Source organism: Methanomicrobiales archaeon HGW-Methanomicrobiales-1, assembly GCA_002839675.1.
Lineage (GTDB): Archaea > Halobacteriota > Methanomicrobia > Methanomicrobiales > Methanospirillaceae > Methanoregula.
Genome location: PGYM01000002.1, coordinates 539,796 through 561,602, shown reverse-complemented (window position 1 = coordinate 561,602; position 21,807 = coordinate 539,796). Strand labels below are relative to the sequence as shown.

General features: G+C 54.7%; 25 protein-coding genes and 2 pseudogenes. 13 read left to right on the top strand and 14 right to left on the bottom strand.

The window, feature by feature from the left end; genetic code table 11:
- The first annotated feature begins 21 nt into the window (after positions 1-21).
- From CVV30_09160 to CVV30_09145, 4 genes are all read left to right on the top strand, one after another.
- On the top strand, positions 22-1,131 hold the full coding sequence (locus CVV30_09160; protein PKL69702.1) for a hypothetical protein: 1,110 nt from the start codon (positions 22-24) through the stop codon (positions 1,129-1,131).
- A 25-nt stretch (positions 1,132-1,156) separates the two neighbouring features.
- A complete protein-coding gene (locus CVV30_09155) occupies positions 1,157-1,816 on the top strand; it encodes a lipoprotein-releasing system ATP-binding protein LolD (protein ID PKL69793.1) in 660 nt (219 codons plus the stop codon).
- The gene (locus CVV30_09150; GenBank protein ID PKL69701.1) at positions 1,813-3,000 is read left to right on the top strand and encodes an ABC transporter permease; all 1,188 of its coding nucleotides are present in this window, start codon (positions 1,813-1,815) and stop codon (positions 2,998-3,000) included. The genes CVV30_09155 and CVV30_09150 overlap by 4 nt, the downstream gene beginning before the upstream one ends.
- A 63-nt stretch (positions 3,001-3,063) precedes the next feature.
- Positions 3,064-3,921, top strand: coding sequence for a class I SAM-dependent methyltransferase (locus CVV30_09145; protein ID PKL69700.1), 858 nt, complete (start codon positions 3,064-3,066; stop codon positions 3,919-3,921).
- A gap of 29 nt (positions 3,922-3,950) precedes the next feature.
- Here CVV30_09145 and CVV30_09140 read toward each other — a convergent pair.
- Positions 3,951-4,073 (bottom strand): annotated as a pseudogene (locus CVV30_09140) (aspartate aminotransferase).
- A 281-nt stretch (positions 4,074-4,354) separates the two neighbouring features.
- On the opposite strand from CVV30_09140, the gene CVV30_09135 reads away from it, so the two are divergent.
- The gene (locus CVV30_09135; protein PKL69699.1) at positions 4,355-6,046 is read left to right on the top strand and encodes a hypothetical protein; all 1,692 of its coding nucleotides are present in this window, start codon (positions 4,355-4,357) and stop codon (positions 6,044-6,046) included.
- A gap of 46 nt (positions 6,047-6,092) precedes the next feature.
- Here the strand turns inward: CVV30_09135 and CVV30_09130 are convergent, their stop codons facing one another.
- The 4 genes from CVV30_09130 to CVV30_09115 all read right to left on the bottom strand — a co-directional run bounded on the left by CVV30_09130 (position 6,093) and on the right by CVV30_09115 (position 9,309).
- Positions 6,093-7,226 (bottom strand): aspartate aminotransferase, encoded by a 1,134-nt coding sequence (locus CVV30_09130; protein PKL69698.1) that lies wholly within the window; start codon positions 7,224-7,226, stop codon positions 6,093-6,095.
- Positions 7,223-7,642 carry a 6,7-dimethyl-8-ribityllumazine synthase gene (locus CVV30_09125; protein PKL69697.1) on the bottom strand — a complete coding sequence of 140 codons (420 nt, stop codon included), beginning with the start codon at positions 7,640-7,642 and terminating at the stop codon, positions 7,223-7,225. The genes CVV30_09130 and CVV30_09125 overlap by 4 nt, the downstream gene beginning before the upstream one ends.
- A gap of 78 nt (positions 7,643-7,720) precedes the next feature.
- Positions 7,721-8,182, bottom strand: coding sequence for a riboflavin synthase (locus CVV30_09120; protein PKL69696.1), 462 nt, complete (start codon positions 8,180-8,182; stop codon positions 7,721-7,723).
- On the bottom strand, positions 8,179-9,309 hold the full coding sequence (locus CVV30_09115) for an aminotransferase (protein PKL69695.1): 1,131 nt from the start codon (positions 9,307-9,309) through the stop codon (positions 8,179-8,181). Before CVV30_09115 ends, CVV30_09120 begins: the two co-directional genes overlap by 4 nt.
- Positions 9,310-9,364: 55 nt before the next feature.
- Here CVV30_09115 and purE point away from each other — a divergent pair, with 55 nt between their 5' ends.
- On the top strand, positions 9,365-9,757 hold the full coding sequence (gene purE, locus CVV30_09110) for a 5-(carboxyamino)imidazole ribonucleotide mutase (GenBank protein PKL69792.1): 393 nt from the start codon (positions 9,365-9,367) through the stop codon (positions 9,755-9,757).
- Between the two features lie 64 nt (positions 9,758-9,821).
- Here the strand turns inward: purE and CVV30_09105 are convergent, their stop codons facing one another.
- Both CVV30_09105 and CVV30_09100 read right to left on the bottom strand, forming a co-directional pair.
- On the bottom strand, positions 9,822-10,535 hold the full coding sequence (locus tag CVV30_09105) for an epoxyqueuosine reductase (protein ID PKL69694.1): 714 nt from the start codon (positions 10,533-10,535) through the stop codon (positions 9,822-9,824).
- Between the two features lie 111 nt (positions 10,536-10,646).
- Complete coding sequence (locus CVV30_09100) at positions 10,647-11,393, bottom strand: class I SAM-dependent methyltransferase (protein PKL69693.1); 747 nt, start codon at positions 11,391-11,393, stop codon at positions 10,647-10,649.
- Between the two features lie 174 nt (positions 11,394-11,567).
- On the opposite strand from CVV30_09100, the gene CVV30_09095 reads away from it, so the two are divergent.
- The 3 genes from CVV30_09095 to CVV30_09085 all read left to right on the top strand — a co-directional run bounded on the left by CVV30_09095 (position 11,568) and on the right by CVV30_09085 (position 12,898).
- Entirely contained in the window at positions 11,568-12,011 is a 444-nt protein-coding gene (locus CVV30_09095) for a hypothetical protein (GenBank protein PKL69692.1), read from the top strand.
- A 96-nt stretch (positions 12,012-12,107) separates the two neighbouring features.
- Positions 12,108-12,410: a hypothetical protein gene (locus tag CVV30_09090; GenBank protein PKL69691.1), complete on the top strand. Its 303-nt coding sequence runs from the start codon at positions 12,108-12,110 to the stop codon at positions 12,408-12,410.
- 50 nt (positions 12,411-12,460) lie between these two features.
- Positions 12,461-12,898 (top strand): hypothetical protein, encoded by a 438-nt coding sequence (locus CVV30_09085; protein ID PKL69690.1) that lies wholly within the window; start codon positions 12,461-12,463, stop codon positions 12,896-12,898.
- 622 nt (positions 12,899-13,520) lie between these two features.
- Here CVV30_09085 and CVV30_09080 read toward each other — a convergent pair.
- Positions 13,521-14,183 carry a hypothetical protein gene (locus CVV30_09080; protein ID PKL69689.1) on the bottom strand — a complete coding sequence of 221 codons (663 nt, stop codon included), beginning with the start codon at positions 14,181-14,183 and terminating at the stop codon, positions 13,521-13,523.
- Entirely contained in the window at positions 14,053-15,354 is a 1,302-nt protein-coding gene (locus tag CVV30_09075) for a phosphomethylpyrimidine synthase (GenBank protein PKL69791.1), read from the bottom strand. The genes CVV30_09080 and CVV30_09075 overlap by 131 nt, the downstream gene beginning before the upstream one ends.
- A gap of 25 nt (positions 15,355-15,379) precedes the next feature.
- Here CVV30_09075 and CVV30_09070 point away from each other — a divergent pair, with 25 nt between their 5' ends.
- From CVV30_09070 to CVV30_09060, 3 genes are read left to right on the top strand one after another with little or no spacing between them, the layout of a single operon-like run.
- Positions 15,380-15,982 (top strand): MBL fold metallo-hydrolase, encoded by a 603-nt coding sequence (locus tag CVV30_09070; GenBank protein ID PKL69688.1) that lies wholly within the window; start codon positions 15,380-15,382, stop codon positions 15,980-15,982.
- Positions 15,975-16,430 carry a DUF123 domain-containing protein gene (locus CVV30_09065; GenBank protein PKL69687.1) on the top strand — a complete coding sequence of 152 codons (456 nt, stop codon included), beginning with the start codon at positions 15,975-15,977 and terminating at the stop codon, positions 16,428-16,430. Before CVV30_09070 ends, CVV30_09065 begins: the two co-directional genes overlap by 8 nt.
- Positions 16,427-16,981 carry a flavodoxin family protein gene (locus tag CVV30_09060; GenBank protein ID PKL69686.1) on the top strand — a complete coding sequence of 185 codons (555 nt, stop codon included), beginning with the start codon at positions 16,427-16,429 and terminating at the stop codon, positions 16,979-16,981. The genes CVV30_09065 and CVV30_09060 overlap by 4 nt, the downstream gene beginning before the upstream one ends.
- Positions 16,982-16,986: 5 nt before the next feature.
- On the opposite strand, the gene CVV30_09055 is transcribed toward CVV30_09060, so the two are convergent.
- Together CVV30_09055 and cofH (CVV30_09050) are read right to left on the bottom strand one after the other, a co-directional pair.
- Positions 16,987-17,445 (bottom strand): pyridoxamine 5'-phosphate oxidase family protein, encoded by a 459-nt coding sequence (locus tag CVV30_09055; protein PKL69685.1) that lies wholly within the window; start codon positions 17,443-17,445, stop codon positions 16,987-16,989.
- Between the two features lie 52 nt (positions 17,446-17,497).
- On the bottom strand, positions 17,498-18,586 hold the full coding sequence (gene cofH, locus CVV30_09050) for a 7,8-didemethyl-8-hydroxy-5-deazariboflavin synthase subunit CofH (GenBank protein ID PKL69684.1): 1,089 nt from the start codon (positions 18,584-18,586) through the stop codon (positions 17,498-17,500).
- A gap of 104 nt (positions 18,587-18,690) precedes the next feature.
- On the opposite strand from cofH (CVV30_09050), the gene CVV30_09045 reads away from it, so the two are divergent.
- Positions 18,691-18,990, top strand: a complete 300-nt coding sequence (locus tag CVV30_09045; GenBank protein ID PKL69683.1) for a DUF1805 domain-containing protein — start codon at positions 18,691-18,693, stop codon at positions 18,988-18,990.
- A gap of 66 nt (positions 18,991-19,056) precedes the next feature.
- Here the strand turns inward: CVV30_09045 and cofH (CVV30_09040) are convergent, their stop codons facing one another.
- The 3 genes and pseudogenes from cofH (CVV30_09040) to CVV30_09030 form a co-directional block, all read right to left on the bottom strand.
- A complete protein-coding gene (gene cofH, locus CVV30_09040) occupies positions 19,057-20,142 on the bottom strand; it encodes a 7,8-didemethyl-8-hydroxy-5-deazariboflavin synthase subunit CofH (protein PKL69682.1) in 1,086 nt (361 codons plus the stop codon).
- A 533-nt stretch (positions 20,143-20,675) separates the two neighbouring features.
- Positions 20,676-21,107 (bottom strand): annotated as a pseudogene (locus CVV30_09035) (S26 family signal peptidase).
- A 57-nt stretch (positions 21,108-21,164) separates the two neighbouring features.
- Positions 21,165-21,782, bottom strand: coding sequence for a lysine transporter LysE (locus tag CVV30_09030; GenBank protein PKL69681.1), 618 nt, complete (start codon positions 21,780-21,782; stop codon positions 21,165-21,167).
- Positions 21,783-21,807: the final 25 nt, after the last annotated feature.

Below are 21,807 nucleotides of genomic sequence, written 5' to 3'. Positions count from 1 at the left end.
CTGGTTCTGCTCGCAGGTGCCATGGTTGGTATCGTCGCTGCCGATTTCACGAACCCTGCTTCGATTATTGCTGCAGACAAAGTGTATGTGTCCGGTGTTACCTATGATCCGGCTGTTTTCTTTCCTGGAGACAGGGGCACCCTTACCATTGATATAACAAATGGTAACACTGTCGAGGGGATTACGGTGAACCATGCAATAGTTTCCAGTGAAGGAATAAAAATAACAAGCCGCCCCTATGATTCTTCAACTAGTATTGGCCCGGCACAAAAACAATCGTATGTATTTTCCGTCACCGCTGACGGTCTGGACGGAACCTTCTACCCGACATTTTCCTTAAGTTTCCGCGATGCGGATAGTCTATTTTACCGGACAGTAGCCAAGATTGAAAATACACCAATCGTACTGACCATTGTCGACCAGCCGGATACGTTTACTCAAGGCAAGAAAAAGACCATTTATGCGCAGGTTGCAAACCCCCGGGAGAATTCAGTGAAGAATATCATACTCGATGTTTCGGGCACAGGAATTACGGCAACACCCTCAAAAATTTTTATCGGAGAACTTGCTTCCGGGGCAACAGTGCCCCTGAATTTTTCGGTGACCGCGGATCAGCCGACAACCCTCCATCTCCTCTTAAACTATGACAATGGTGACAATCCCCATACCGTAAATATGGACATCCCCATTACGTTTGGTGTGGATAAGAAACAGGCAAATCCCGTTATGAGTAATGTCCAGGTAAAGAGTGATACCGGTATCTACCACATTACCGGTGATGTCAATAACGCCGGCCTTGAAACTGCCAATACCGTGATGGTAACTTCTCTTTCACCTGCAGTACCGCAGGACCCGTACAAGACGTACGTGGTCGGCGCCCTCAAACCCGATGACTTCGGCAGCTTCGAGGTGACATTCGCAGCAACGAATGCCGAGACCATTCCCCTCCAGTTAACCTACAAAGATGCCGATGGGAACGTGTATAACTCAGTACAGGATGTGAAGGTTTCCGCGACCAGTGCAGCCCAGAAGAGCACCGGCCTTCCCCTGATCCCGATCATTGCAGCGATTGTCATCCTCGCACTGTTCATCGGCGGATGGATTGTATACCTGAAAAAATACAAGCAGTGACACCGCCATGAACGAACAGCCGGTCATGGTATTTCGGGATGTGACGAAAGTATACCCGTTACCTGCAGGAGACGTTACCGCACTGGATGGCGTCTCATTCCAGGTGGATCGGGGCGAGTTCATCTCAGTGATGGGACCTTCGGGTTCGGGTAAATCCACGCTCCTGAACCTGATGGGATGTCTCGATACACCCACCACCGGGGACATCTTCATCAGCGGTACCCGGATCGGCGATATGTCAGATACCGAGCTGACCAGCCTGCGCCGGGACAGGATTGGGTTCATCTTCCAGTACTTCAATCTCTTCCCCCTCCTCAACATCATCGAAAACGTCACGTTTCCCATGATGCTCAAATCCCAGAAAGAGGTGAATCCGGAACGGGGAAAAGAAGTACTGCGGTCTGTCCAGCTGGAGGATGCGCTCTTCACCCATACTCCCACCGAACTCTCCGGGGGACAGCAGCAGCGGGTTGCCGTTGCCCGTGCCCTCATCAATGATCCCGATATCCTCCTCTGCGACGAACCAACAGGAAACCTTGATTCGAAGACAGGGGCTGGTATCATGGACCTGATGACCGACCTGAATAAAAAAGGCACTACGATTATCATGGTGACGCATGATCCCCACATTGCCGAATACTCGCGGAGGACAATCCGGATCGCTGATGGGAGGATCGTGGCATGATCTTCTGGGAGATTGCAAAACGCAATATCAGGATACACCTGCTTCGGTCATCCCTTGCAATGCTCGGGATTGTGATCGGTGTAGTTGCCATTGCCTCCATGGGAATTTTAGGCAACAGCATGGTTCTCTCCGTTTCTGACAGCCTGAAAACCGTAGGGGACAGTGTCATAGTAACGCCCCATGCCGGGGGGAGTACCCGCGGTTTTGGCGGGGGAGGGGGTGGCTCTACTTCCCTCACCCTCTCCGAACAGGATTTCCAACAGATAAAACGGGTATCTGCACCGAATGTTGCAATACCTGTTCTTCAGACATCGGATCGCATGAAACTCGGGGTTGGCAGCGACGACATCGTAGCAGCAATTTACGGACTGGATCCTGATGATGTCCCGGATTTCCTGAAACTCCAGGAGGGAGGATACAGCAGGGGAAATTCCGGCTGTCTTGTGGGATCCACCTTTGCCAAAGACAACAATGTTAAAGTTGGTTCCCGGATTGCAATAGGAACTGACGGGAGCAAAGGCACCCTGAGAGTGACCGGTATCATCGAGGAACGGGGCATGGCTTTCGACGTAAGCACCGACTCTGCCATTGTCGTCACCAAGGACTGGTTCGATACCACCTATAACCGGAACGATTACGATAAGGTTGTCGTAAAGGTCAAGAACCTCGATGAGATTGCCAGTGTAAAAGCCGCCATAGAGAAACAGATGAACCGGAGGGACACCACGGTGGACGTAATGGACACCCGGAAGACCATGGAGACCATCTTCCAGGCATTCGGCCAGATCACGACATTCGTATCCGCAATCGGTGGGATCTCCATGCTGGTTGCCGGTGTATCCATCCTCAACATCATGATGATGTCGGTAACGGAACGGATCAAGGAGATCGGCATCATGCGCAGTATCGGGGCGCAGAGAAAAGAAGTGATGGCGATGTTCCTCTATGAGGCAGCGATTTTAGGCGTTATCGGCAGTATCATCGGGGGCTTGCTGAGCCTTTTGGGAGGGTATGCCATCAGCAGCCTGATGCTCCAGACCACAAAGTACCTGTTCGTTCCCTCAAGCCTGATCCACATCGCGTACGGTATGACGTTTGGCATCATCATCTGCCTCATCTGCGGGATCTACCCGGCGTGGCGTGCTGCAAATCTCAACCCGATCGATGCGCTCAGGCATGAATAATTACCTAATCCAAATTTTTCTTTTAACAGAACCTTTTAACCGGTTGCGTACATACTGGATCGTATGAGCCCGGCACCCATACCCCCCTGTCCTGATCCTGACTGGAATGGGATCTGGAAGGCACGACAGGTCCTGCACGAATCATCAAAGCATTCCGATGACCCCTCGCATAACTGGAACAAGCGGGAGAATGCTGAACGATACGATTCCACGTCCCGCAGTGAATATGACGAACGTATCATAACCACAATCGATGGCCTGGATATAACAAAAGAGTCCCGGGTGCTGGATATTGGTGCGGGGCCGGGCACGCTTGCGATTCCCCTTGCATCACGAGTAAGGGAGATTACTGCAATAGAGCCGGGGGAAGGGATGACGACAATCATGAGCGAGCGGATGAAACAGGAGGGCATCTCCAATATTACCATTGTCCGCAAACGCTGGGAGGATATCATCCCCGCAAGCGATCTTTCCGGGCAGTATGATGTGGTGATCGCATCGCTCTCGCTTACTATGGAAGACATCCGGCTCGCACTCCGGAAGATGGATGCGGTCTCGCGGGGTTCTGTGTACCTCTTCTGGTTTGTGGATATGCCGTTCTGGGAACGGATGTATGCTGATCTCTGGGGGTCACTCCACGGACAGCCCTACCATCCCGGGCCAAAGGCAGACTGCCTTTTTGGGGTCCTGTACCAGATGGGAATCTATCCAAACGTCGAGATGTTACCGCTCAAAAAAGAGTACTGGTTTACGACAACGGACGAGATGACTGCTTTTTTCCGGAAGCGGTTCAATGTCACGGGACCGGAACAGGAAAAGATACTGGATGACTATCTCAGACCATTGATCCGGACAGAAGGATCAGAGATTGTCATATCAGGAGATTCCACGTTCGCAAAGATCTGGTGGAAAAAAACGTAAAAAAACAGGACTGGGGAATAAAGGGGATATTATTTCCCGCTAACCCTGCGGATCCGTCCCATCGCCTCTTTGAGCCGGTCCATTGAGGTAGCATAGGAGAGCCGGATCCACCCGGGGGCATAGAAAGCACTGCCCGGGGTGGCAGCAACGTGCCCCTGTTCGAGCCAGCGGGAGGCAACGTCCCTTCATCAGGTTTCATCCTGTCCGGATATATTAATGTCATGGAGATGTAACAGAACCGGTACGAGAACATGCAGCAGATACCCGGGGCGAAATCCTATCCAGAATATGGATTAGTTCACTGGAAATCTGTCAATCTTTAGAAATTCGGGGGTAATTCGAAATTCTCGGAAAATTAATGTCGGATAGACCATATTGAATAATTTTACCAATTAATATCAAGAGCCTGTTCCTGCTGGATACCGTAGTTATTATGACCGATTTCCCGAGAAAACCCGTATTAGTGTTCGTTGCATTTTTCCTGGTGATATCCTCCCTTGGTCCTGCGGCAGCAATGCCCACCCATGTCAATGTAATCCCTGATGGGTGCGGTGGCGCTCTCCTGGACAGCCCGATAAAGGTGTACGTTTCAGGAAATTATGCCTATGTCGTAAGCCAGGGGAGCAATGCGCTGGAGATCATTGATATTTCCAATCCGGGATGGCCCCGGCATGCCGGAAGCATAAAGGACGGGACCGGGGGGTCTCTCTTGAAGAGGCCGCTGGACGTGTTTGTTTCAGGAAATTATGCCTATATCGCAAGTCACGAAAGCGATGCTCTTGAAATCGTGGATGTGTCCAATCCAGCCTCGCCAAAACACAAAGGAAGCATCATCATAGGAGCAGCAGAGAACTTGTTCAACCCGGGCCCGAAGGGTCCGATCAGCGTGTATGTGTCGGGAAATTATGCCTATGTCCCCTCCGCGTATAGTGGCATGATGGAGATCGTCGATGTATCCGATCCGGCAAACCCTGTCCGTAAAAGCGCTGTCGGAGACGGATCCTTCCATGCGAAGCTGGCCGGCCCGACCAGTGTCTGGGTTTCGGGGAACTATGCCTACGTCACCAGCTTATACTGGGGAGCGCTTGAGATTGTGAATATCTCCAACCCGGCAGGCCCGCTCCCTGTAGGCCGCATATCCGACGGGGAAAGCGGCGCTCTCCTGAATACTCCGGCCGAGGTTGTTGTTGTCGGCAGGTATGCCTATATCGCAAGCCAGAGAAGCAATGCCCTGGAAATCGTTGATGTGTCCGACCCGGCCACTCCTGTGCACGTAGGGAGCATATCCGATGGACAAGGCGGAGCCCGCCTGAAGGCCCCGACCGGTGTCGCTGTTTCGGGAAATTATGCCTATATCGCAAGCAAGGAAAGCAATGCCCTTGAGGTCGTGAACATCTCCGACCCGGCCGCTCCCCGGCATGCCGGGAGCATGGTGCACATGGAGGGGCTTGCCCTGGATTTCCCGACCGGCGTTGTTGTTTCAGGAAATTACGCATATGTCGCGAGTAAGAACAGCAATGCCCTCCAGATCGTGGATATTTCCCAGCCTGAAGGGGACCCACGACAACCGGATCTGGTTACCCAGCTTATCGGTGGCGCCGTTTTCATTATAGTATTTTGTGTTGTGCTTCCGCTGGTGGCTGGCAGGGTTATCAGGGTGTTTGCCCTGCGGAGTGTGAAAAAGAACCCGCCGGTCGATATCGATCCGGCCATGATGAACGAGTTTACCCGTTCGTTTATGCTGCTGCACAGAGAGGAGATTGAAGTTATTAAACGGAGCCAGGTTTTTGCGCGTTTCTGGTATGCGAACGGCATTGTGGCCCTGACGAACAAACGCATAATCTTCACGGTTGCCCCCGGTTTTCTTCGTCCAGAAGCGGTCCACGAGATCCCGCTCACCTCGGTCACGCGAATGCAGCTCTATACCATGCGGGGCGGTACGTTTTTCAGGGCAATAACGCTTGATTATGATGCCAAAAAAATCCAGTTTATGATCGACCAGTCCTTCTGGGTGCAGTTATCCGATGAAACCGATGAGACGAAAGCCTTCTTTGTGCTTCTCCAGAAAAAATTACCCTGCTGCACTGCGGATCAGCAGGATATCGTGAGATCCCCGGGTTACTAGCGGTTCTCAGAAAATAATGTTCCCTGAAAGAGGATAAAAAAATATTTTACCCAACCCTGCGGATCCGTCCCATTGCCTCTTTGAGCCGGTCCATTGAGGTTGCATACGAGAGCCGGATCCACCCGGGGGCATAGAAGGCGCTGCCCGGGGTGGCAGCGACATGCCCCTGTTCGAGCCAGCGGTCTGCAATCTCTATATCATCGCCACCGACTTTGACAAACGCATAGAACGCACCATCGGCTGGTGCTGTCTCATAGCCCATCAGGTTCAGTTCAGAGATAACGTATTTTCTCCGCTTGTCAAACTCAAGGCGCATTGCTTCCACGCACTGCTGATCGCCTTTGAGCGCTGCCACGGCACCCCACATCGCAAAGGTGGTTGCCTGGCTCACGGAGTGCTGCTGCACCTTGGACATCTCGCGGATGATCTCAACCGGTGCCACCGCATAGCCGAGCCTCCAACCGGTCATGGCATATGATTTCGAAAACCCGTTGATAGTAATGGTGCGGTGCGCCATATCCCCGAGCGATGCCAGGGAAATGTGCTCCTTTCCATACACCAGCTTCTCGTAGATCTCATCGGACATCGCGTAGAGATCGAAATCCTCGCAGAGATCGGCAACCAGCTTCAGGGATTTTTTATCAAACACTGCACCGGACGGGTTCGAGGGCGAATTGACCACGATCATCTTGGTATTTGCATTCACCCGTTCCAGCAGGGAATCGTCAAGCTGGAAGGTTTTTTGATTGACCGCGTGCTTGACAACTTTTCCCCCGGCGATCTGCACACAGGGTTCATACGACACCCACGCGGGTGTGAGCAGGATTGTCTCATCACCGGGATTGATGACGGCTTCCATCGCCTCATAGATCGCATCCTTGGCACCGCAGGCAACAATCACCTGTGACGGGATGCAGGGGAAATGGTTCTCCTTTACGACCTTCTCGCTGATGGCAGTGAGGAGCTCGGGAATGCCATTGCTCGGCGCATAGTGCGTCTCGTTCCGGTGCAGCGCATCGATACAGGCATCGATGATGTGCTTTGGCGTGTTGAAGTCCGGCTCGCCAATCGACATGCTGATGACGTCGATACCCTCCCGGGTCATCTTCTTGGCCTTATCGGAGATCGCAATTGTTGCTGAGGGAGCGACCGCTGCAATCTTTTCCGAAAGCTGCCTCATTTCAGTCGCTTGACGAGCTTGACTGCAGATTCAACGGCACGTTTTGCGTAATCGATCCGCTCGTTCGCTTCGAGCCGGGTCATACCGGGCCCGGAGATGCCGAGGGTAACCGGCTTTCCGAATTCCAGTGAGAGATCGATAATCTTCCGGGCTGCGTGCTGCACAACGATCTCATCATGCTGCGTATTGCCCTCGATTACGCACCCGATCGTGATGACTGCATCGACTTTTCCGGCCTGGAGCATCTTCTTGATCGCAAGCGGCATATCGTACGCGCCCGGCACATAGATGCAGTCCGTTACTTCAGCGCCAAGGAATGCGGCGTGTTCTCTGCCTTCGATCTCCATCATGTACGTGATGTCACGGTTGAATTCCGCAACAACAAATCCCAGTTTTATTGGTTGTGTGTCACACATAGCTGATCATCTCTTTTTTATTGAACTTCATAAACCCGTACGCTTCTGTTCCCAAATGTACTGGATTGGCACCCTGAATTAGCGGCGGGCCGGGCCGGCATCTTCAAATCCCTGCCGCTGACCGGTACCGGCTTCATTTTCCAGGTCCCGGGGGCGAAGGATGAGCTTGACGGCATTGACCGCATGTTCGCGGGTCCGCTGCTCGGCAAGCCAGGCAAGCTCTTTGCCATCCTTTGCCTCATCCTCGTGCACGAACACCTCGATGATGTGGGTGTTGGTCATGAGCTGGCAGGTGATGAGCCCCTGCGATGCTTCGTGGGCACAGAGCCGGTCCTTCTCTTTTCCGCCCGGCATACCAAGTGCTATCACGATATCACAGCGGCGTTCCTCGATAAGTTTCTTGCAGGCAACGGGAAGATCCTTGATCCCCGGCACCGTTGTCCTCTCGATCGCCACGCTCGCGTGCTTCTTGAGCTCGTCGATAGCGATCGCTCCCATGTTGACGCGTGAGAAGGTGGTATCGGCTACGCCCACCCTCATCCCAGCACCTCGCAGGCTGCAGCAACGCCATCGCCCTGCACCTTGAATCCTGACTTTTTCAGCGCATGCTGGGTTGCGGCAAGGGTAGCGAGAATCTCCGGTGCGCTGACTGCGCCCATGCTGCCGATGCGGAAGATCTTACCCTTCAGGTGATCCTGCCCGCCGGCAATCACGATGCCCATCTTCTTGATGGTCGCCCGCATCTCGTCGTCCTTGACGCCCGCGGGATACTCAACCGCGGTGACCGTTGAGGAGTACCCGTGCTTTGCATCGATCTTCGGGAAGAGGGAGAGGCCCCATGCCTTTGCTGCAGCCTGCACTGCACCCGACATCCTGTGGTGGCGTGCGATTCGTGCGGCAAGACCTTCCTCTTCGATGATGAGGCAGGCTTCGCGGAGCGCTAAAAAGAGGGGGACGGCCGGTGTATACGGTGTCTCCATCGGAGTTCCCGAGGCACTCTTCTTGTATGCGGCAAGGTCGAGGTAATAGGGTGGGTTCTTGCTGAGCCGCTCCCATGCCCGGCTGCTCACCGAGACCATCGCAAGACCGGCTGGTGCTGCAAAACATTTCTGCGAGCCGGTGATAGCGATATCAACGCCCCACTTGTCGGCTTCAACCGTGTCGCCGCCAATGGAGGTGATGCCGTCCATGATGAACAGGGCGTCGTGCTTCTTTGCAAGCTTCCCTACTTCCTCTGCCGGGTTTTTGATACCAACGGATGTCTCGTTGTGCACGAGCGTGACTACCTGCGCACCCTGCTCCAGCCGGGCTTCCAGTGCCGCAAGGTCAAGGGGGGTTCCCCACTCGGACTTGATCTCGTGGGCTTTTCCGTAGCGCTGGCTGATCTTCAGCATACGCTCGCCGAACTTCCCGTTAACGAGACAGGCGATCTCCTTGTCCTTTCCCACGTTGGCAATCGCTGCTTCCATGCCGGCCGTGCCGGAGCCGCTGATGACCATGAGATCGTTTGTCGTTCCAAAGGCGGTCTTGAGGACCCGCACACAATCGGCATACGCGGCACCGAACTCGGCGCTGCGGTGGTTCATTGCCTGCCGCATCATTGCAAGCCTGACCCGTTCAGGCATAGGGACCGGGCCCGGCAGCATCAGGAGAAGTTCTTTTTCCATGTGGATCTGCTCATAGTATATCTATAAAGGCACAATATATGTTTGGATGGCAAGTATGGCTGACGTAGCTATCATCTCGGGATCTGCATCGGATGCAGCAATTACGGACAAGGTCAAAAAAGTCCTTGATGAGAACAAGGTGTCGTACGACACCCAGATCATCTCCGCTCACCGTGATCCCGACAAGCTGGATGCGTATATCAAGACAAGTGATGCAAAAATTTTCATAGCGATTGCCGGCCTTTCCGCAGCCCTGCCCGGAGTAATTGCATCCAAGTCCGACAAGCCGGTCATCGGTGTCCCGGTGAGCGGGACGCTGAACGGTATGGATGCACTCCTCTCGATTGCCCAGATGCCAAAAGGAGTTCCGGTCGCATGCGTTGGCGTGGATAATGGGGATAACGCGGCATGGCTGGCAGTCAGGATACTGAAATTAACGAGAACCTGATTCTCACAATCTCTTTTTAAACTCTTTTTTTTCGATTATAACATCAAAAAAACCGGGCCTGCACTTATTGGCGGTTCCCTTTTCCGGATTTCCTTCCGTGCGGGCAGACATACAGGCACAGGCCGCAGACCCCGACACCCCGGGATTTCTCCAGCTCTTTGAAATACCGGTCACAGGCCGCTGCATCGTACCGTGCTTCCCGGGGTTCATCTTCACAAAAAACCCTTCCCGTGAACGCCTGCTGCGGGCAGATATCCACACATGCAGTACATTTACCGCACTGCTGTTCCAAGGGAGAGCCGGTCGGGCTGAGCGGTGCATCGGTAAGAACACTGACCCACCGGACCCGGGGGCCATGATCCGGCGTGATGAGCAGACAGCTCTTACCGATCCAGCCCAGACCTGCAAGGTGCGCCGCAAGTTTCTGCGAGAAGATACCGCTGATATTTTCATCGGAAGTCCTCTTGGATGCCGGTACAGGAAAGGCACTATAGCCGGCCCGCTGGAGCTCGTTAGCCACCCGGACACTGATCTGGTCAAGCATCTGGTTGACGACATCGTAGCTGTTGTGATGGTACACGATCGCTCCTGCAGGATCCTTATCCGGCAGGAGGTCAACAAGGCTGTCCTGAAGCACCATACCTATGGTAACTGCCCGTGGATACCGGGCAACCCGGTCCCCTCCCTGCGCCAGAATAAAATCATGGGTCGATGAGAGATCGGCAACGCCGAAATAATCCGCACCAAGGGAAAGAGCAAGAGTCCTGAGGTCTGTCATAAGTATCAGTTATTTACCGGAAGGAGTTGCGGATATTTCAGAATGGTGGTCGGTTATGAAAAAAGGGGGATCCCCTCAAATGACGCACCCCTGCTCACTTTTGCGATTCCGTCACCCGTTCTGCATCACAAAGAACGTGTACCCGTAATACCGCTTGTACTTCCGGTATGTTTCCGCTTCAGCCTCGAGAGAATCGATAATCGCGGCATGCTCTGGATCGCTGCCGTGGGCCTTTTTCAGTTCCGCTATACGGGCAAGCATCGGGACATAGTAGTTCTCCCACCACCCGGCCTCCGGCAGCCGGTACGTTGCGATGAGGCGATACCCCGCTATCTTCACAAGTTCCCTGAGCTGATCCTCAGTCTTGGGAATATACCCCTCCTTCTCCCACCACTGGACAAGTTCGTCCGGGGGGTTTGGTTCGAACCACGCGGCATCTGATACAACCAGGTAACCTCCCTTTTTCAGGAGAGGTTTCCAGGTCCAGAGTCCCTTTTCAAAACCGATAATGAAAACAGCTCCCTCGGACCAGATGAGATCGAATTGTCCTTGTTCAAAGGGGAGGGCATCCATCGAAGCGTATACGGTTTTGATCCGCCCGGCAGTACCATCCTCTTTCGCCTTTTCATCGATAGTATCGAGAAACGGATTGTGATTGTCAACCGCGGTGATGGTGCCGCTGGTGAGTGCTGCCAGGCCCCGGGTCTGGGTTCCTGAACCACATCCGATATCGAGGATATTCGCATCCTTTGGGAGTGGGGGAAGATAGGAAAACGCTTTCCTTGTCGCACCCGGGCAGCCGGGCCCCTGGCGGGGGAGGGACTCGAAGATCTGGTAAAAAAATTCACTCAAAGCCATGATTCTCCAAAGGTTGGCAATGGTGTATTGAATGCTTTTTGGTCAGCAGATATACCTGTGACGTCATCACACACAAAAATGCCCCGGGTGCAACAAAACGAAAGGAAAATCGGAATGGATTTCCGAATGACAAGGACGCTGCCATTATCTCTCTCGCTGTCCAATCGTTGAACTATGCCTGACCTGCATGAACCCGTTGTCACGCTCGAAGGGGTGAAGATCCTCGCCTTCCACATCGCATCTCTTGATCTCGAAGTGAAACTCCGGGTGCAAAACCCCAATTCCATCACCGCAACTCTCCGTGAGTTACCTTTCATTGTTTTTTTCCGGGCCGGGGGACATCCGGTAGAGATTGCTTCGGGTAACACCGGCAGGGTGGAGATTGATGCTTATAGCAGCAGTGAGATCAATGTTCCGGTTACGACATACAACCTTGTACTCATCGAAGCACTTACGTCACTTATTGAAAAAGGCGGTGTCCAACTGGAGATCAAAGGAAACGCGGTTATCGATCACATTATTGCCGGTTGGACCCTGCCGTTTTCAAAGACCGTGGATGTTACGGAACACGAGATCATTGACGCGGTTTTAGGAAAGGATAAGGGAAAACAGAGTTAATCGCGGACAGATCCATAAAGATGGCAAAGCTCCGCACAATGGTAACTTTCACAGCGCAGACCACCCTTTTATTATCCCATTTTCTAATCTTTTCGTATGGCAATGAAAAAAATTCAAACCGTCTGCGGCTACTCATGCAGCGGTTGTGACCACCACAAGAAGGAGTGCCCCGGATGCGAAGCAACGAAGGGAAAACCGTTCTGGACTGCATACGTAGGTATCGACCAGTGCCAGATCTATGCCTGCTGCACCACGGAACGGAAACTGCCACACTGCGGGAAATGCCCGGAGCTGATGTGCGAGCGGTTCAACCGTATCAGGGATACCCCGGGTATAACCGAAGAGCAGGCGACCGAATGCCTTGCGGCAATGGAACAGGAACTTCATGCGAGGAGATAGCCCGGCCATAACGGACATGCTTATAGGCAGGACTATCGTACGTTCTTACAATGCCAGTCATGCACGACCCGGTTGTTACCTTGGAGGATGTCAGGGTCCGGAAAATCTCGCTCTCGGCGCTTGATCTTGATGTGATGATCCGGGTGGAGAACCCTAACCTCATCGGCATCACCCTGCGACAACTGCCGTTTACGGTCATGTGCAGTTCCGGCAACCGCGACCAGGAGATCGCTTCTGGCAATACCGGGCGGATACAGATCCCTGCCCGGGGCAGTACCGTACTCCGCATCCCGGTCACCTCCCGGAACGCCGCCATTCTCGCGGCACTTGCGACCTTTGTCACCAGGGGCAGTGTACAGGTGACCATCAAGGGAACGGCAACCATCGACGCCCTCCTGTTCGGCTGGTCGATCCCGTTTACAAAAACCCTGCCGGTCACGATGGCACAGGTTGCGGATGCAGTTGCCGGCAAGGAACCGTTGAAATAACGGGATCGCTTTCGCTTCTTCTTTTTCATTTGGGGGGGAGGTACCCTGTCCCGCGCAAGAGAGGGGGTACCCTGTCTTTTATTGGAGGGGGGGTAGGGTACGCAGGTATCCCCCCCTCTTATTTTGGAGAGGGGGAGGGGGTCCCCCCCACTCGTACGGAAGAGAGGGGGTATACCCCCTTCCGGACGACCAATAGTAAAAGACCATCTCCGACGTGACTCTATGCGAAGCGGTGGCAGGGTACGTGCGCCCGGAGGGGAGGAGGTACCCTGTCTTGCGTAAGACAAGGGGGGAGGGGGTCCCCCCTCACTTTTTGGAGAGGGGGTGGGTATACCCCCACTCATTTTTTTGACAGGGGGGTCGGTATCCCCCTCTCGTACTTTTGAGTGGGGGGTACCCCCCTCCGGGTTCCGGTCAGTACGAAGGGCTCTGCGTCGTGACTCCATCGGAAACCGTGGCCGGGTACGTGTAGCAAAGGGGGGGTGGTACCCTGTCTTTCGTACGACAGGGGGGGAGGGGGTCCCCCCCTCGGGTTTTGGAGAGGGGGGGTATCCCCCCCTCACATTTTGGACAGGGTACCACCCCCCTTTGCCAAGAGAAGTTGGATCACTAATGAATCGTCCTAATCCAGCAGCTTCCCCATCACAACGAGATCCTCGTACTGCGAACCATTGAAAAAGGCCTTCCGCTTGACCCCTTCTCGTACAAACCCGAGCCCCTCATACAACCGGAACGCCCTGCGGTTATCGGCAGCAACCGTGCATTCGAGCCGGTGAAGCCCTCGCTTCATAGCCTCCGCCTCAAGGAATCGCATCGTCGCCTTTCCCAGCCCCTTTCCCCAGCATGCTGGCATCAGGTAGAGCGCGAAAGTGGTATTGCGGCCGAGCTTTGTTGACGGATCTTCCGGGATCAGGCTGGCAACACCAACGGTCCCGACATCGGGCAACTTCAGGCACCAGACGGGGAATCCTTTCGCCTGCGCGAGGTTAAAAAAAGCACGGGTCCGGTCTATGCTGACCGGGGGGAGGATATTCAGGTACCGGATAACTTCCGGATCATTGATCAACTCGTTCATCCGGGCAAGATCTGTTTCTGTTGCAGGGACAAATCTGAGATCGGATACTCCGGATGTCATAATGCTCGTTGACAGGGGTCTACTTTCCCTTCTTCCCTTTGCCCTTCGGTGCAGTCCCGAACAGCTCGTTGACCATCTTGACGGCACAGAGATCCCCGCACATCGAGCAGGTCTCGGTCTCCCCATCCCGCTCATGGATCTTGCGGGCATGATCCCCATAGAGCGCCAGCCGGAACTGCTCATCCCAGTCAAGCTCGTGCCGGGCCTCCGCCATCTGAACTTCGCGGTCCATCTTCCAGCCCTCGTGCTTCCGGACGGTATCCCCGACATGCGCAGCGATCTTTGCCACCCGGGTCCCTTCGATGATATCTGCGACATCCGGAAGCGCAAGGTGCTCGCTGGGCGAGACCATGCAGAGGAAGTCGGCGCCGTTGAGGCAGGCAGTCGCTCCGCCAATGGCCGCAACCACGTGGTCGTATCCCGGCGCGATATCCGTAACCAGCGGTCCGAGCAGGTAGAGCGGGGCATGGTCGGTGATCTCCTTGATCATCCGCACATTGTAGCCCACCTGGTCGAGCGGCATATGACCCGGTCCCTCGATCATCCGCTGGACTCCTTTTTCCTGCGCCTTCTTTGCCAGCGTGCCGAGCGTGATGTACTCCACAGACTTCGCGAGTTTCTCCGCATCCTGCATACAGCCGGGGCGCATCCCGTCCCCGAGGCTGATCGTCACATCGTATTCCGCGAGGATCTCTAGGAGGTAATCGTATTCGGCATACAGCGGGTTCTCCTCGTCCCGCTGCATCATCATCGCGCAGTGGAACGAACCGCCCCTGCTTACCACGCCCATCATCCGGGGATCACTCTTGAGCGCCGCGAGTGCCTGACGGTTCACGCCACAATGAAGGGTTAAGAAATCCACACCCTGCTGGCAGTGCTCCCGGATGACCTTAAAGAGCAGGTCCGCATCCACATCCACTGCGTTACCGGCACGGCGCACCGCTTCGTAGACCGGCACAGTCCCGACCGTCGTATCCAGCGCGAGCATCTTCTTCCGGATCGCAACAAGGTCACCACCGGTCGAGAGGTCCATAATGGCATCGGCACCGTTATCGAGCGCTGCCTTTGCCTTCCGCTCCTCCATCGCGATATCGCACCGGGAACCAGAGGTGCCGACATTCACGTTGATCTTGACCGTGCACCCTTCGCCGATCGCACACTGCTGGTGCTTCCGGTTGGGGTTTACCGGGATGACAACCCTGCCAGCCGCAACCAGCCGTGCCATGCGGACGGGATCCATCCCTTCCGCCCGGGCCACCGCTGCCACTTCTTCCGGAACACCGCGAGAACATCTGCGGACCAGCAAATCCATAAGAAACATCTGTGCGGAGTCCTTATTATTGTGCATGAAGGTCGAGTGGTTGACAAGCGGGGATGTCTGGGGAAACTCCTATGTTGTGGGAAATATTCTCGTGGATGCCGGGGTCATGCCGATGGCAGTTGCCCCCTACAAGGAGCAGATCGAGACCATCGTCCTTACTCATTGCCATTTCGATCACATCGCCCGTGTTAAAGAGATCGCGCACATGTGCAAGGCCAAGGTTGCCATCCACCGGAGCGATGCCCGTGGGATGCTCGAAGAATCGCAAAACCTCTCCATGCACTTTGGTGCCCGTTCACCCGGGGTTATGCCAGACCTGATGTTAAAAGATGGAGATATCATCGGGGATTTCACCGTCATTCATACCCCTGGCCATACCCCGGGATGCATCTGCCTGTATAACGAGAATGAGAAGCTTCTCTTCAGTGGCGATACGGTATTTACCGATGGCGCATTCGGACGCTATGATTTCCCGGGCGGGAGCAGGGCGGAACTCCAGCGGTCGCTCGAACGCCTCGCGCAGCTGGATGTCGAGGGGCTCTTCCCGGGTCACGGGGAGCCGGTGGAAGACGGCGGGAACCGTCACATCGCCGCTGCACTCAGCCTGATCAAGAGCGGCTATGGATAAGGGAATTTACTGTCTTGTTTTTAAAAATCCCGGCTGCACGGTCCGGGTCGGTGCGCTCGGGGAGATCCATTTCCAGCCCGGGTGGCACTGCTATGTCGGTTCAGCGCTGGGCAGCGGGGGCTTGAAACGGCTGGAACGCCATATCCGGCTTGCTGCACAGCGTGACAAACAGCCAAAATGGCACGTGGATTATCTCCACACTTCGCCCTGTTTTTCCCTCGTGTACGCGGTCTCTGCGGTTACCAGTGATCGTCTGGAATGCCGGCTTGCCGACGAGTTGGGTGAGGGCGGTATTCCGAAATTCGGGTGCAGTGACTGTACCTGTGTTTCCCATCTTTTTTACCGTACGGGCGATCCGCAAGACGAGATCCTCTCTGCGTTCCGGCACCTCGGACTCTTACCAGCCACCAAAACAATCATGAACCCGGGCGTGAAGGATAACATATGAAGGTGCTGGGAATTTCAGGAAGCATGCGCAAGGATGGCAACACCGCAAATCTGGTCAATGTCATTCTCGAACGCTGTCATGGTGCGGGACTCGAGACTGAGTTCGTCTCGCTCGCAGGAAAGAAGATCCACGCGTGTCTGGGCTGCGAGAAATGCAAGGAGAAGAAATGGTGCGTGATCGAGCACGATGACTGGGATGCCATTGCCAAAAAGATACTCGACTGCGATGTGCTCATAATCGGTTCACCCACCTATTACTATGATGTCTGTGGTCATCTCAAGAATTTCATCGACCGCACGTATTCCCTGTATCATGACCGGAAACTTGCAGGAAAAAAAGGCGTCGCTGTGGCTGTTCAGGCAAATAAAGGCGCAAACCGGACAATCCAGACGCTGGAAGGATTCTTAAGCACCCACGAGTTTTCTTCGTTAGGCTCCGTCAAGGGTAACGGGTATCACGAAGGCGAAGTTCTCGCTGACAAGGAAGCGGTGGAAAAAGCCCAGAAGATCGGGGATAAAATAATCCGCCTGGTGAAAAAGGATCATCACTGAAAAAATCAGTACCCGTATTTTTTTCCCGTCATTTCTGATATATCAACCCTGATCACACAGACACTCAGCAGATCTTTTTCCGACAGGGGGTGTGATTCTGCACCATAATGTTGCATGATGCAGTCCAGTCCTTCCCGCTTCTCTTCAGGATCGGTCACGAAGTGAGCTCTTCCCGTGCAGATGACACTCCGGTAGTGCATCTCCCATTTGCAGGGTTTTTTATCGGGCAGGACTCCTATGCATTCATCAACTTCAATGCAGCATTCCGGGTTCTTCTGCAGCAGGGCGATCTTCCGGCCTTCGTGAGCGGAATGAATATAGATCACGCCCTCCCGGTAACCAAACGACAGCGGAACAATATAGGGGCTGCCGTTATCATCACACCCGAGCCTGCACACCGTCGCTTCCTTGAGAAGAGATTCCATTTCAGGTCGATCGGTTATCTCGCGGTCGTGTCTTCGCATGGTAAATCCGTGTTCCTTTGAAAATCAGCGAATGCCCGGACCTGCTCACGTGCTACAATAGCTCATACAGCGTCGTGCGGCGCCGGAGCGGCCTGCCCACATCCTCTGCAACGCGCTGCATCTCTTTGGGATCGAGATAATCGGTATTGACCGCACCTGCGCCTTTGGATATGCTCTCTTCGAACATGGTGCCGCCGAGATCATTGGCGCCGGCAATAAGCCCCAGCTGTGCCATCTTGATCCCTTCTTTTACCCACGAGACCTGGATATTGGTAACGTTATCCAAGAAGAGGCGTGCAACAGCCACCATCAGGAGATCCTCTCTCCCCGTTGCTCCCGCCCGGGCGAGACCGGCGCGGTAGATGGGCGTGTTCATGTGGATGAACGAGAGCGGCACAAACTCGGTAAACCCGTGGGTGGCATCCTGTATCTCCCGCAGGACCGCGAGGTGGCGCACGCGATCGGCATCGCTTTCGCAGTGGCCGTACATGATGGTGGCAGTTGTGCGAATGCCAAGCCCGTGTGCCTCTTTGATGATGCGTACCCATTCGGCAGTCGGGATCTTCTCACGGCAGATAGTATCCCGCACGGAATCCACCAGGATCTCGGCTGCTGTCCCGCACATCGAGCCCAGCCCGGCTCCTTTCATGGCGACAAGCACCTCTTTCGTGCTCATACCGCTTTTTTTTGCCGCGTACGCGACTTCCATCGGGTTGCTCGCGTGGAGATGGACGCCCGGTGCAGCTTCATGGATCCACCGGTAGACATCGATGTAGGATTGTGCGGTGAATTCAGGATGCAGTCCGCTGACTGTGCAGATCTCAGAGACACTCCGGGCCTTTGCCATTGCCGCTTTCTTCTGGATCTCGGTTTTGTCGTGGAAATAGATCCCCTCGTCGCCGGGTTTTTTCGAAAAACCGCAGAACCCGCAGGTATTGACGCAGAGGTTGGTCACATTGATGTTCTGGTTCAGGACATACGTGACAGCCTCACCGGCACGCTGTTTCCGGATCTCATCGGCGGTTGCGGCAATATCCCAGACCTGGCGGTCGCGGGCCGAGAAGAGTGAGAGGGCCTCCTTTTCAGTAAGCCGGTGACCGGCCTTTACATCGGCAAGCAGGGTAAGGACAGGAGTTGCCATAAGCACCGTGTGTGTTGTCCAGTGTAGCGCCCGTGAAAAAGTAAACTTATCGTTCTGGCCGCATGTTTCTTATTCCCCCGCGCCAACCATAATCACAGGAGAATATGCAGCAGGTAAACGTTAAATTGACCAGAAAAGTGGCTGAAGGGTTTATTATCCCCCTTGGCCCGGCGAACCTTGTCGCGATCAAGACGGATGTGGGAATGATCGGGTGTGGCGCGTTCGATGTCGCGGCGCTCGACTCGTTCAGTTACCCGGCCGCAAAAGTCAGGCCATCCATCGGCCCGTCCATTGTCGATACCGAGGATCTCTTAAAAGGGATTGTCAAGGAAGCCAACCGGTCAGCCATGGGACGGGGAATCAAGAACGGCATGACCGGGCGTGCCGCACTGGAACTGCTCTGATATACGAATCAGAGATCAAAACTCGTTTTTCCTGCCGGTCATCCAGACCGGTTTTTGTTGCGAACTTCACACGTATTCATACAGGGTAGTTCGCTGTCGGAGTTTCCTGCCGATATCGGTGACGATCCGGTCCATATCCTTCGGGTCGAGATAATCCGAACCGGATGCCCCGGCATCGCCGGTCACGTCATCGGTGAACATGGTTCCTGCGAGATCGTTCGCACCGGACAAGAGGGCAAGCTGGGTCATCTTGAGCCCGACCTTGCCCCATGCCACCTGGATATTGGTGAAATTATCCAGGAAGAGCCGGGATACCGCGATCATGAGGAGATCTTCTCTGCCCGTTGGACCGGCCCGTGCAATTCCCTGCTGGTAGAGCGGCGTGTTGGTGTGGACAAAGGGGAGGGTGACCAGCTCGGTAAACCCGTGCGTTTCGTCCTGTATATTCCTAAGTATGTCGAGATGCTCGATCTGGTCCCTCGAAGTTTCGTACGACCCGTACATGATCGTCGCTGTTGACCGGAGGCCAATGCCGTGCGCCTCTTTGATGATCCGGACCCAGTCAGCAGTCGGGACCTTACGGGGGCAGATAACCTGCCGGACGGAATCGACGAGAATCTCGGCGGCGGTACCCTGAATAGTACCGAGCCCCTCCTGTTTGAGTCGGGCGAGTACTTCCGGGGAGGTGATTTTTCCCCGGTGTGCTGCGTGAGCTACCTCGTCCGGGCTGAACGCGTGGACGTGGACGCCGGGAGCTGCCTCATGCACCCAGTGGATCAGGTCGACAAACGTGTCCAGCGTGAAACCGGGGTGCACGCCCGATAGCAGGCAAATCTCGGTCACGTTCCGCTCGTACGCGAGCTTTGCCTGTACCTGGATTCCCGCCTTGTCATGACAGTATGCCCCCTCGTCAGTTACTTTCCGGCCAAAACCGCAGAACCCGCAGAGATTCTTGCAGATATTGGTCACGTGCAGGTTCTGGTTCCGCACGTAAGTTACGGTATCCCCGACCCGGCGTTCCCGCATCTCATCAGCGGCCGCCGTGATCGCGAGGATGTCGGAACCCCGGGCATCCAGGAGGAGTTCTGCTTCCGTCCCGGTGAGCCGGTGGCCACCCAGTACATCGGATAAAAGGGTTGATACGTTTGTCATTGTCTCTCACCTCACCGCTGTTTCTTCCCGCTCTTTTTCTGCGGTTTTGCAGGGGTTTCTTCCTTCCTGCGGAGGTAGAGTTCATGGAGGACCATGATGATGATGACAACAATGATCACTTCCCCGATATGAAGCGGGAGCAGTCCTACATAGGGCACGGTGAAGAGCGCCTTGCCGACAACCCAGTCTTTCTGTACGGGTTCAATTTCACCGATACTCGCAAAGGCCAGGTACCCCTCGTCGCTGAAATTGTTGTTATCCCCCTTGGTGATATAGCCACCATACGTTGTCACGGTCTCCGTATCCCAGACGTACCCTGAGTTCCTGACAATTGCATCGGCCGGCAGGACATAGTTCCCGAGTTGTGGCGGTATGATCACATCGCGGGAACCCGTCGTGTAATTGGGCAGGATACCAGTAGTCCCCGGGGGGGTGAAGATCCGCAGTCCCGAAGAAGTCTCCCCGCTAACGGTGAGCGGGAGATAGCCTGTGGGTGTGACGGTTCCCCGGTAGATATTGAGATACATGGGAAGTGGTTTTCCGCTATCCACCCACGTCATGGCGCGGTGAATGATGGGGTGTTGGGCTTGTGAAAGTGGTAGCAGGCCAACCGATGCCCACATGTCAGTGGCACCGTTCGGGCGGTAGATGATCACGTCACCATAATCACCGAATTTCTTATACCCGGATTTCATCCCGTCGTCCCATGTCTGGAGATCGCCGAACCGGTCTTTCTGGACAACAACAACGAGATCCCCGATATTCATGTTGGGAATCATACTCCCGGACTCGATCGTGACGACCGCAGGCCAGGTTCCGCAGATTAAAAAGAGGGCGATGGCGATACAGCCGACAACCCCTACCACCCAGAGCAGATCGCGGGCAAGGGATACCGCCCAGTGATCGCTTGTCCGGAACTGGTTGATCAACGTTCGGATATCCCGGGATTTGTCCTTGTCTGCCATCTCTTGCTACACTGTATGGGATTTTTTGTTAATATAGCGCACCGGTCTTTCCTGCGATCAGCGCAGGAACAGTGATGAGAGATAGTACGCCCCGAACAGGATAAGAAATACACCACATACTCCCATTATCCTCCGGTACGAGAGATCGGAAAGGAATGTCCTCCCCCGTGAAATGCCCGCTGATACGAACGTGTACCATCCGAGGTCAGCACACCAGTGCCCCGCCATGAAAACAGCGGCAAGCGCTATCCCTCCGGCAAGCCCGGCAATCACCATGGCACTGCCGATGGTGAGCCACCAGATCCAGAAATAGGGGTTTGCCGCACTGGTGACAAGACCGGCGATATACGGATTATTGACCGTCCCTGTTACCGGGCCATGTAAGGATGCCCCCCGGCTTCCCGCTATCGTAAGTGCCCCGAATACGATCAGGGCAATACCGCCAATCGCCGCAATTGCTGTTGTGTAAGGAAGGGCGAGGGTTGCAAACCCCAGGACAATCAGGAGAAAAATGACACTCTCGGCGATCATATGGCCCACGGTCACCTTCGGGCCGATCTTCCAGTCACCGGCTATCGAGGCATTGATCGTGGCAACCAGGGTTGGCCCCGGTGCCAGGGCACCGGTGAGACCGATTACCAACCCAAGAAGAAATGTCTGGAGAACGTCATACATGAGTGCTCTTACGTGATCACAAGAA

Bases quoted from the DNA above. Each gene is read 5' to 3' on its own strand.
- CVV30_09160 (PKL69702.1), top strand. From the start codon at position 22: ATGGTTGGTATCGTCGCTGCCGATTTCACGAACCCTGCTTCGATTATT.
- CVV30_09135 (PKL69699.1), top strand. From the start codon at position 4,355: ATGACCGATTTCCCGAGAAAACCCGTATTAGTGTTCGTTGCATTTTTC.
- CVV30_09070 (PKL69688.1), top strand. From the start codon at position 15,380: ATGAAGGTCGAGTGGTTGACAAGCGGGGATGTCTGGGGAAACTCCTAT.
- CVV30_09130 (PKL69698.1), bottom strand. From the start codon at position 7,226: ATGAGGCAGCTTTCGGAAAAGATTGCAGCGGTCGCTCCCTCAGCAACA.
- CVV30_09115 (PKL69695.1), bottom strand. From the start codon at position 9,309: ATGGAAAAAGAACTTCTCCTGATGCTGCCGGGCCCGGTCCCTATGCCT.
- CVV30_09155 (PKL69793.1), top strand. From the start codon at position 1,157: ATGGTATTTCGGGATGTGACGAAAGTATACCCGTTACCTGCAGGAGAC.
- CVV30_09090 (PKL69691.1), top strand. From the start codon at position 12,108: ATGGCAATGAAAAAAATTCAAACCGTCTGCGGCTACTCATGCAGCGGT.
- CVV30_09085 (PKL69690.1), top strand. From the start codon at position 12,461: ATGCCAGTCATGCACGACCCGGTTGTTACCTTGGAGGATGTCAGGGTC.
- CVV30_09065 (PKL69687.1), top strand. From the start codon at position 15,975: ATGGATAAGGGAATTTACTGTCTTGTTTTTAAAAATCCCGGCTGCACG.
- CVV30_09060 (PKL69686.1), top strand. From the start codon at position 16,427: ATGAAGGTGCTGGGAATTTCAGGAAGCATGCGCAAGGATGGCAACACC.
- CVV30_09055 (PKL69685.1), bottom strand. From the start codon at position 17,445: ATGCGAAGACACGACCGCGAGATAACCGATCGACCTGAAATGGAATCT.
- purE (PKL69792.1), top strand. From the start codon at position 9,365: ATGGCTGACGTAGCTATCATCTCGGGATCTGCATCGGATGCAGCAATT.
- CVV30_09145 (PKL69700.1), top strand. From the start codon at position 3,064: ATGAGCCCGGCACCCATACCCCCCTGTCCTGATCCTGACTGGAATGGG.
- CVV30_09120 (PKL69696.1), bottom strand. From the start codon at position 8,182: ATGAGGGTGGGCGTAGCCGATACCACCTTCTCACGCGTCAACATGGGA.
- CVV30_09100 (PKL69693.1), bottom strand. From the start codon at position 11,393: ATGGCTTTGAGTGAATTTTTTTACCAGATCTTCGAGTCCCTCCCCCGC.
- CVV30_09030 (PKL69681.1), bottom strand. From the start codon at position 21,782: ATGTATGACGTTCTCCAGACATTTCTTCTTGGGTTGGTAATCGGTCTC.
- cofH (PKL69682.1), bottom strand. From the start codon at position 20,142: ATGACAAACGTATCAACCCTTTTATCCGATGTACTGGGTGGCCACCGG.
- CVV30_09075 (PKL69791.1), bottom strand. From the start codon at position 15,354: ATGTTTCTTATGGATTTGCTGGTCCGCAGATGTTCTCGCGGTGTTCCG.
- cofH (PKL69684.1), bottom strand. From the start codon at position 18,586: ATGGCAACTCCTGTCCTTACCCTGCTTGCCGATGTAAAGGCCGGTCAC.
- CVV30_09125 (PKL69697.1), bottom strand. From the start codon at position 7,642: ATGTGTGACACACAACCAATAAAACTGGGATTTGTTGTTGCGGAATTC.
- CVV30_09080 (PKL69689.1), bottom strand. From the start codon at position 14,183: ATGCCCGCAAGATCCATGAGCGGGATGGGGAGACCGAGACCTGCTCGA.
- CVV30_09095 (PKL69692.1), top strand. From the start codon at position 11,568: ATGCCTGACCTGCATGAACCCGTTGTCACGCTCGAAGGGGTGAAGATC.
- CVV30_09150 (PKL69701.1), top strand. From the start codon at position 1,813: ATGATCTTCTGGGAGATTGCAAAACGCAATATCAGGATACACCTGCTT.
- CVV30_09105 (PKL69694.1), bottom strand. From the start codon at position 10,535: ATGACAGACCTCAGGACTCTTGCTCTTTCCCTTGGTGCGGATTATTTC.
- CVV30_09045 (PKL69683.1), top strand. From the start codon at position 18,691: ATGCAGCAGGTAAACGTTAAATTGACCAGAAAAGTGGCTGAAGGGTTT.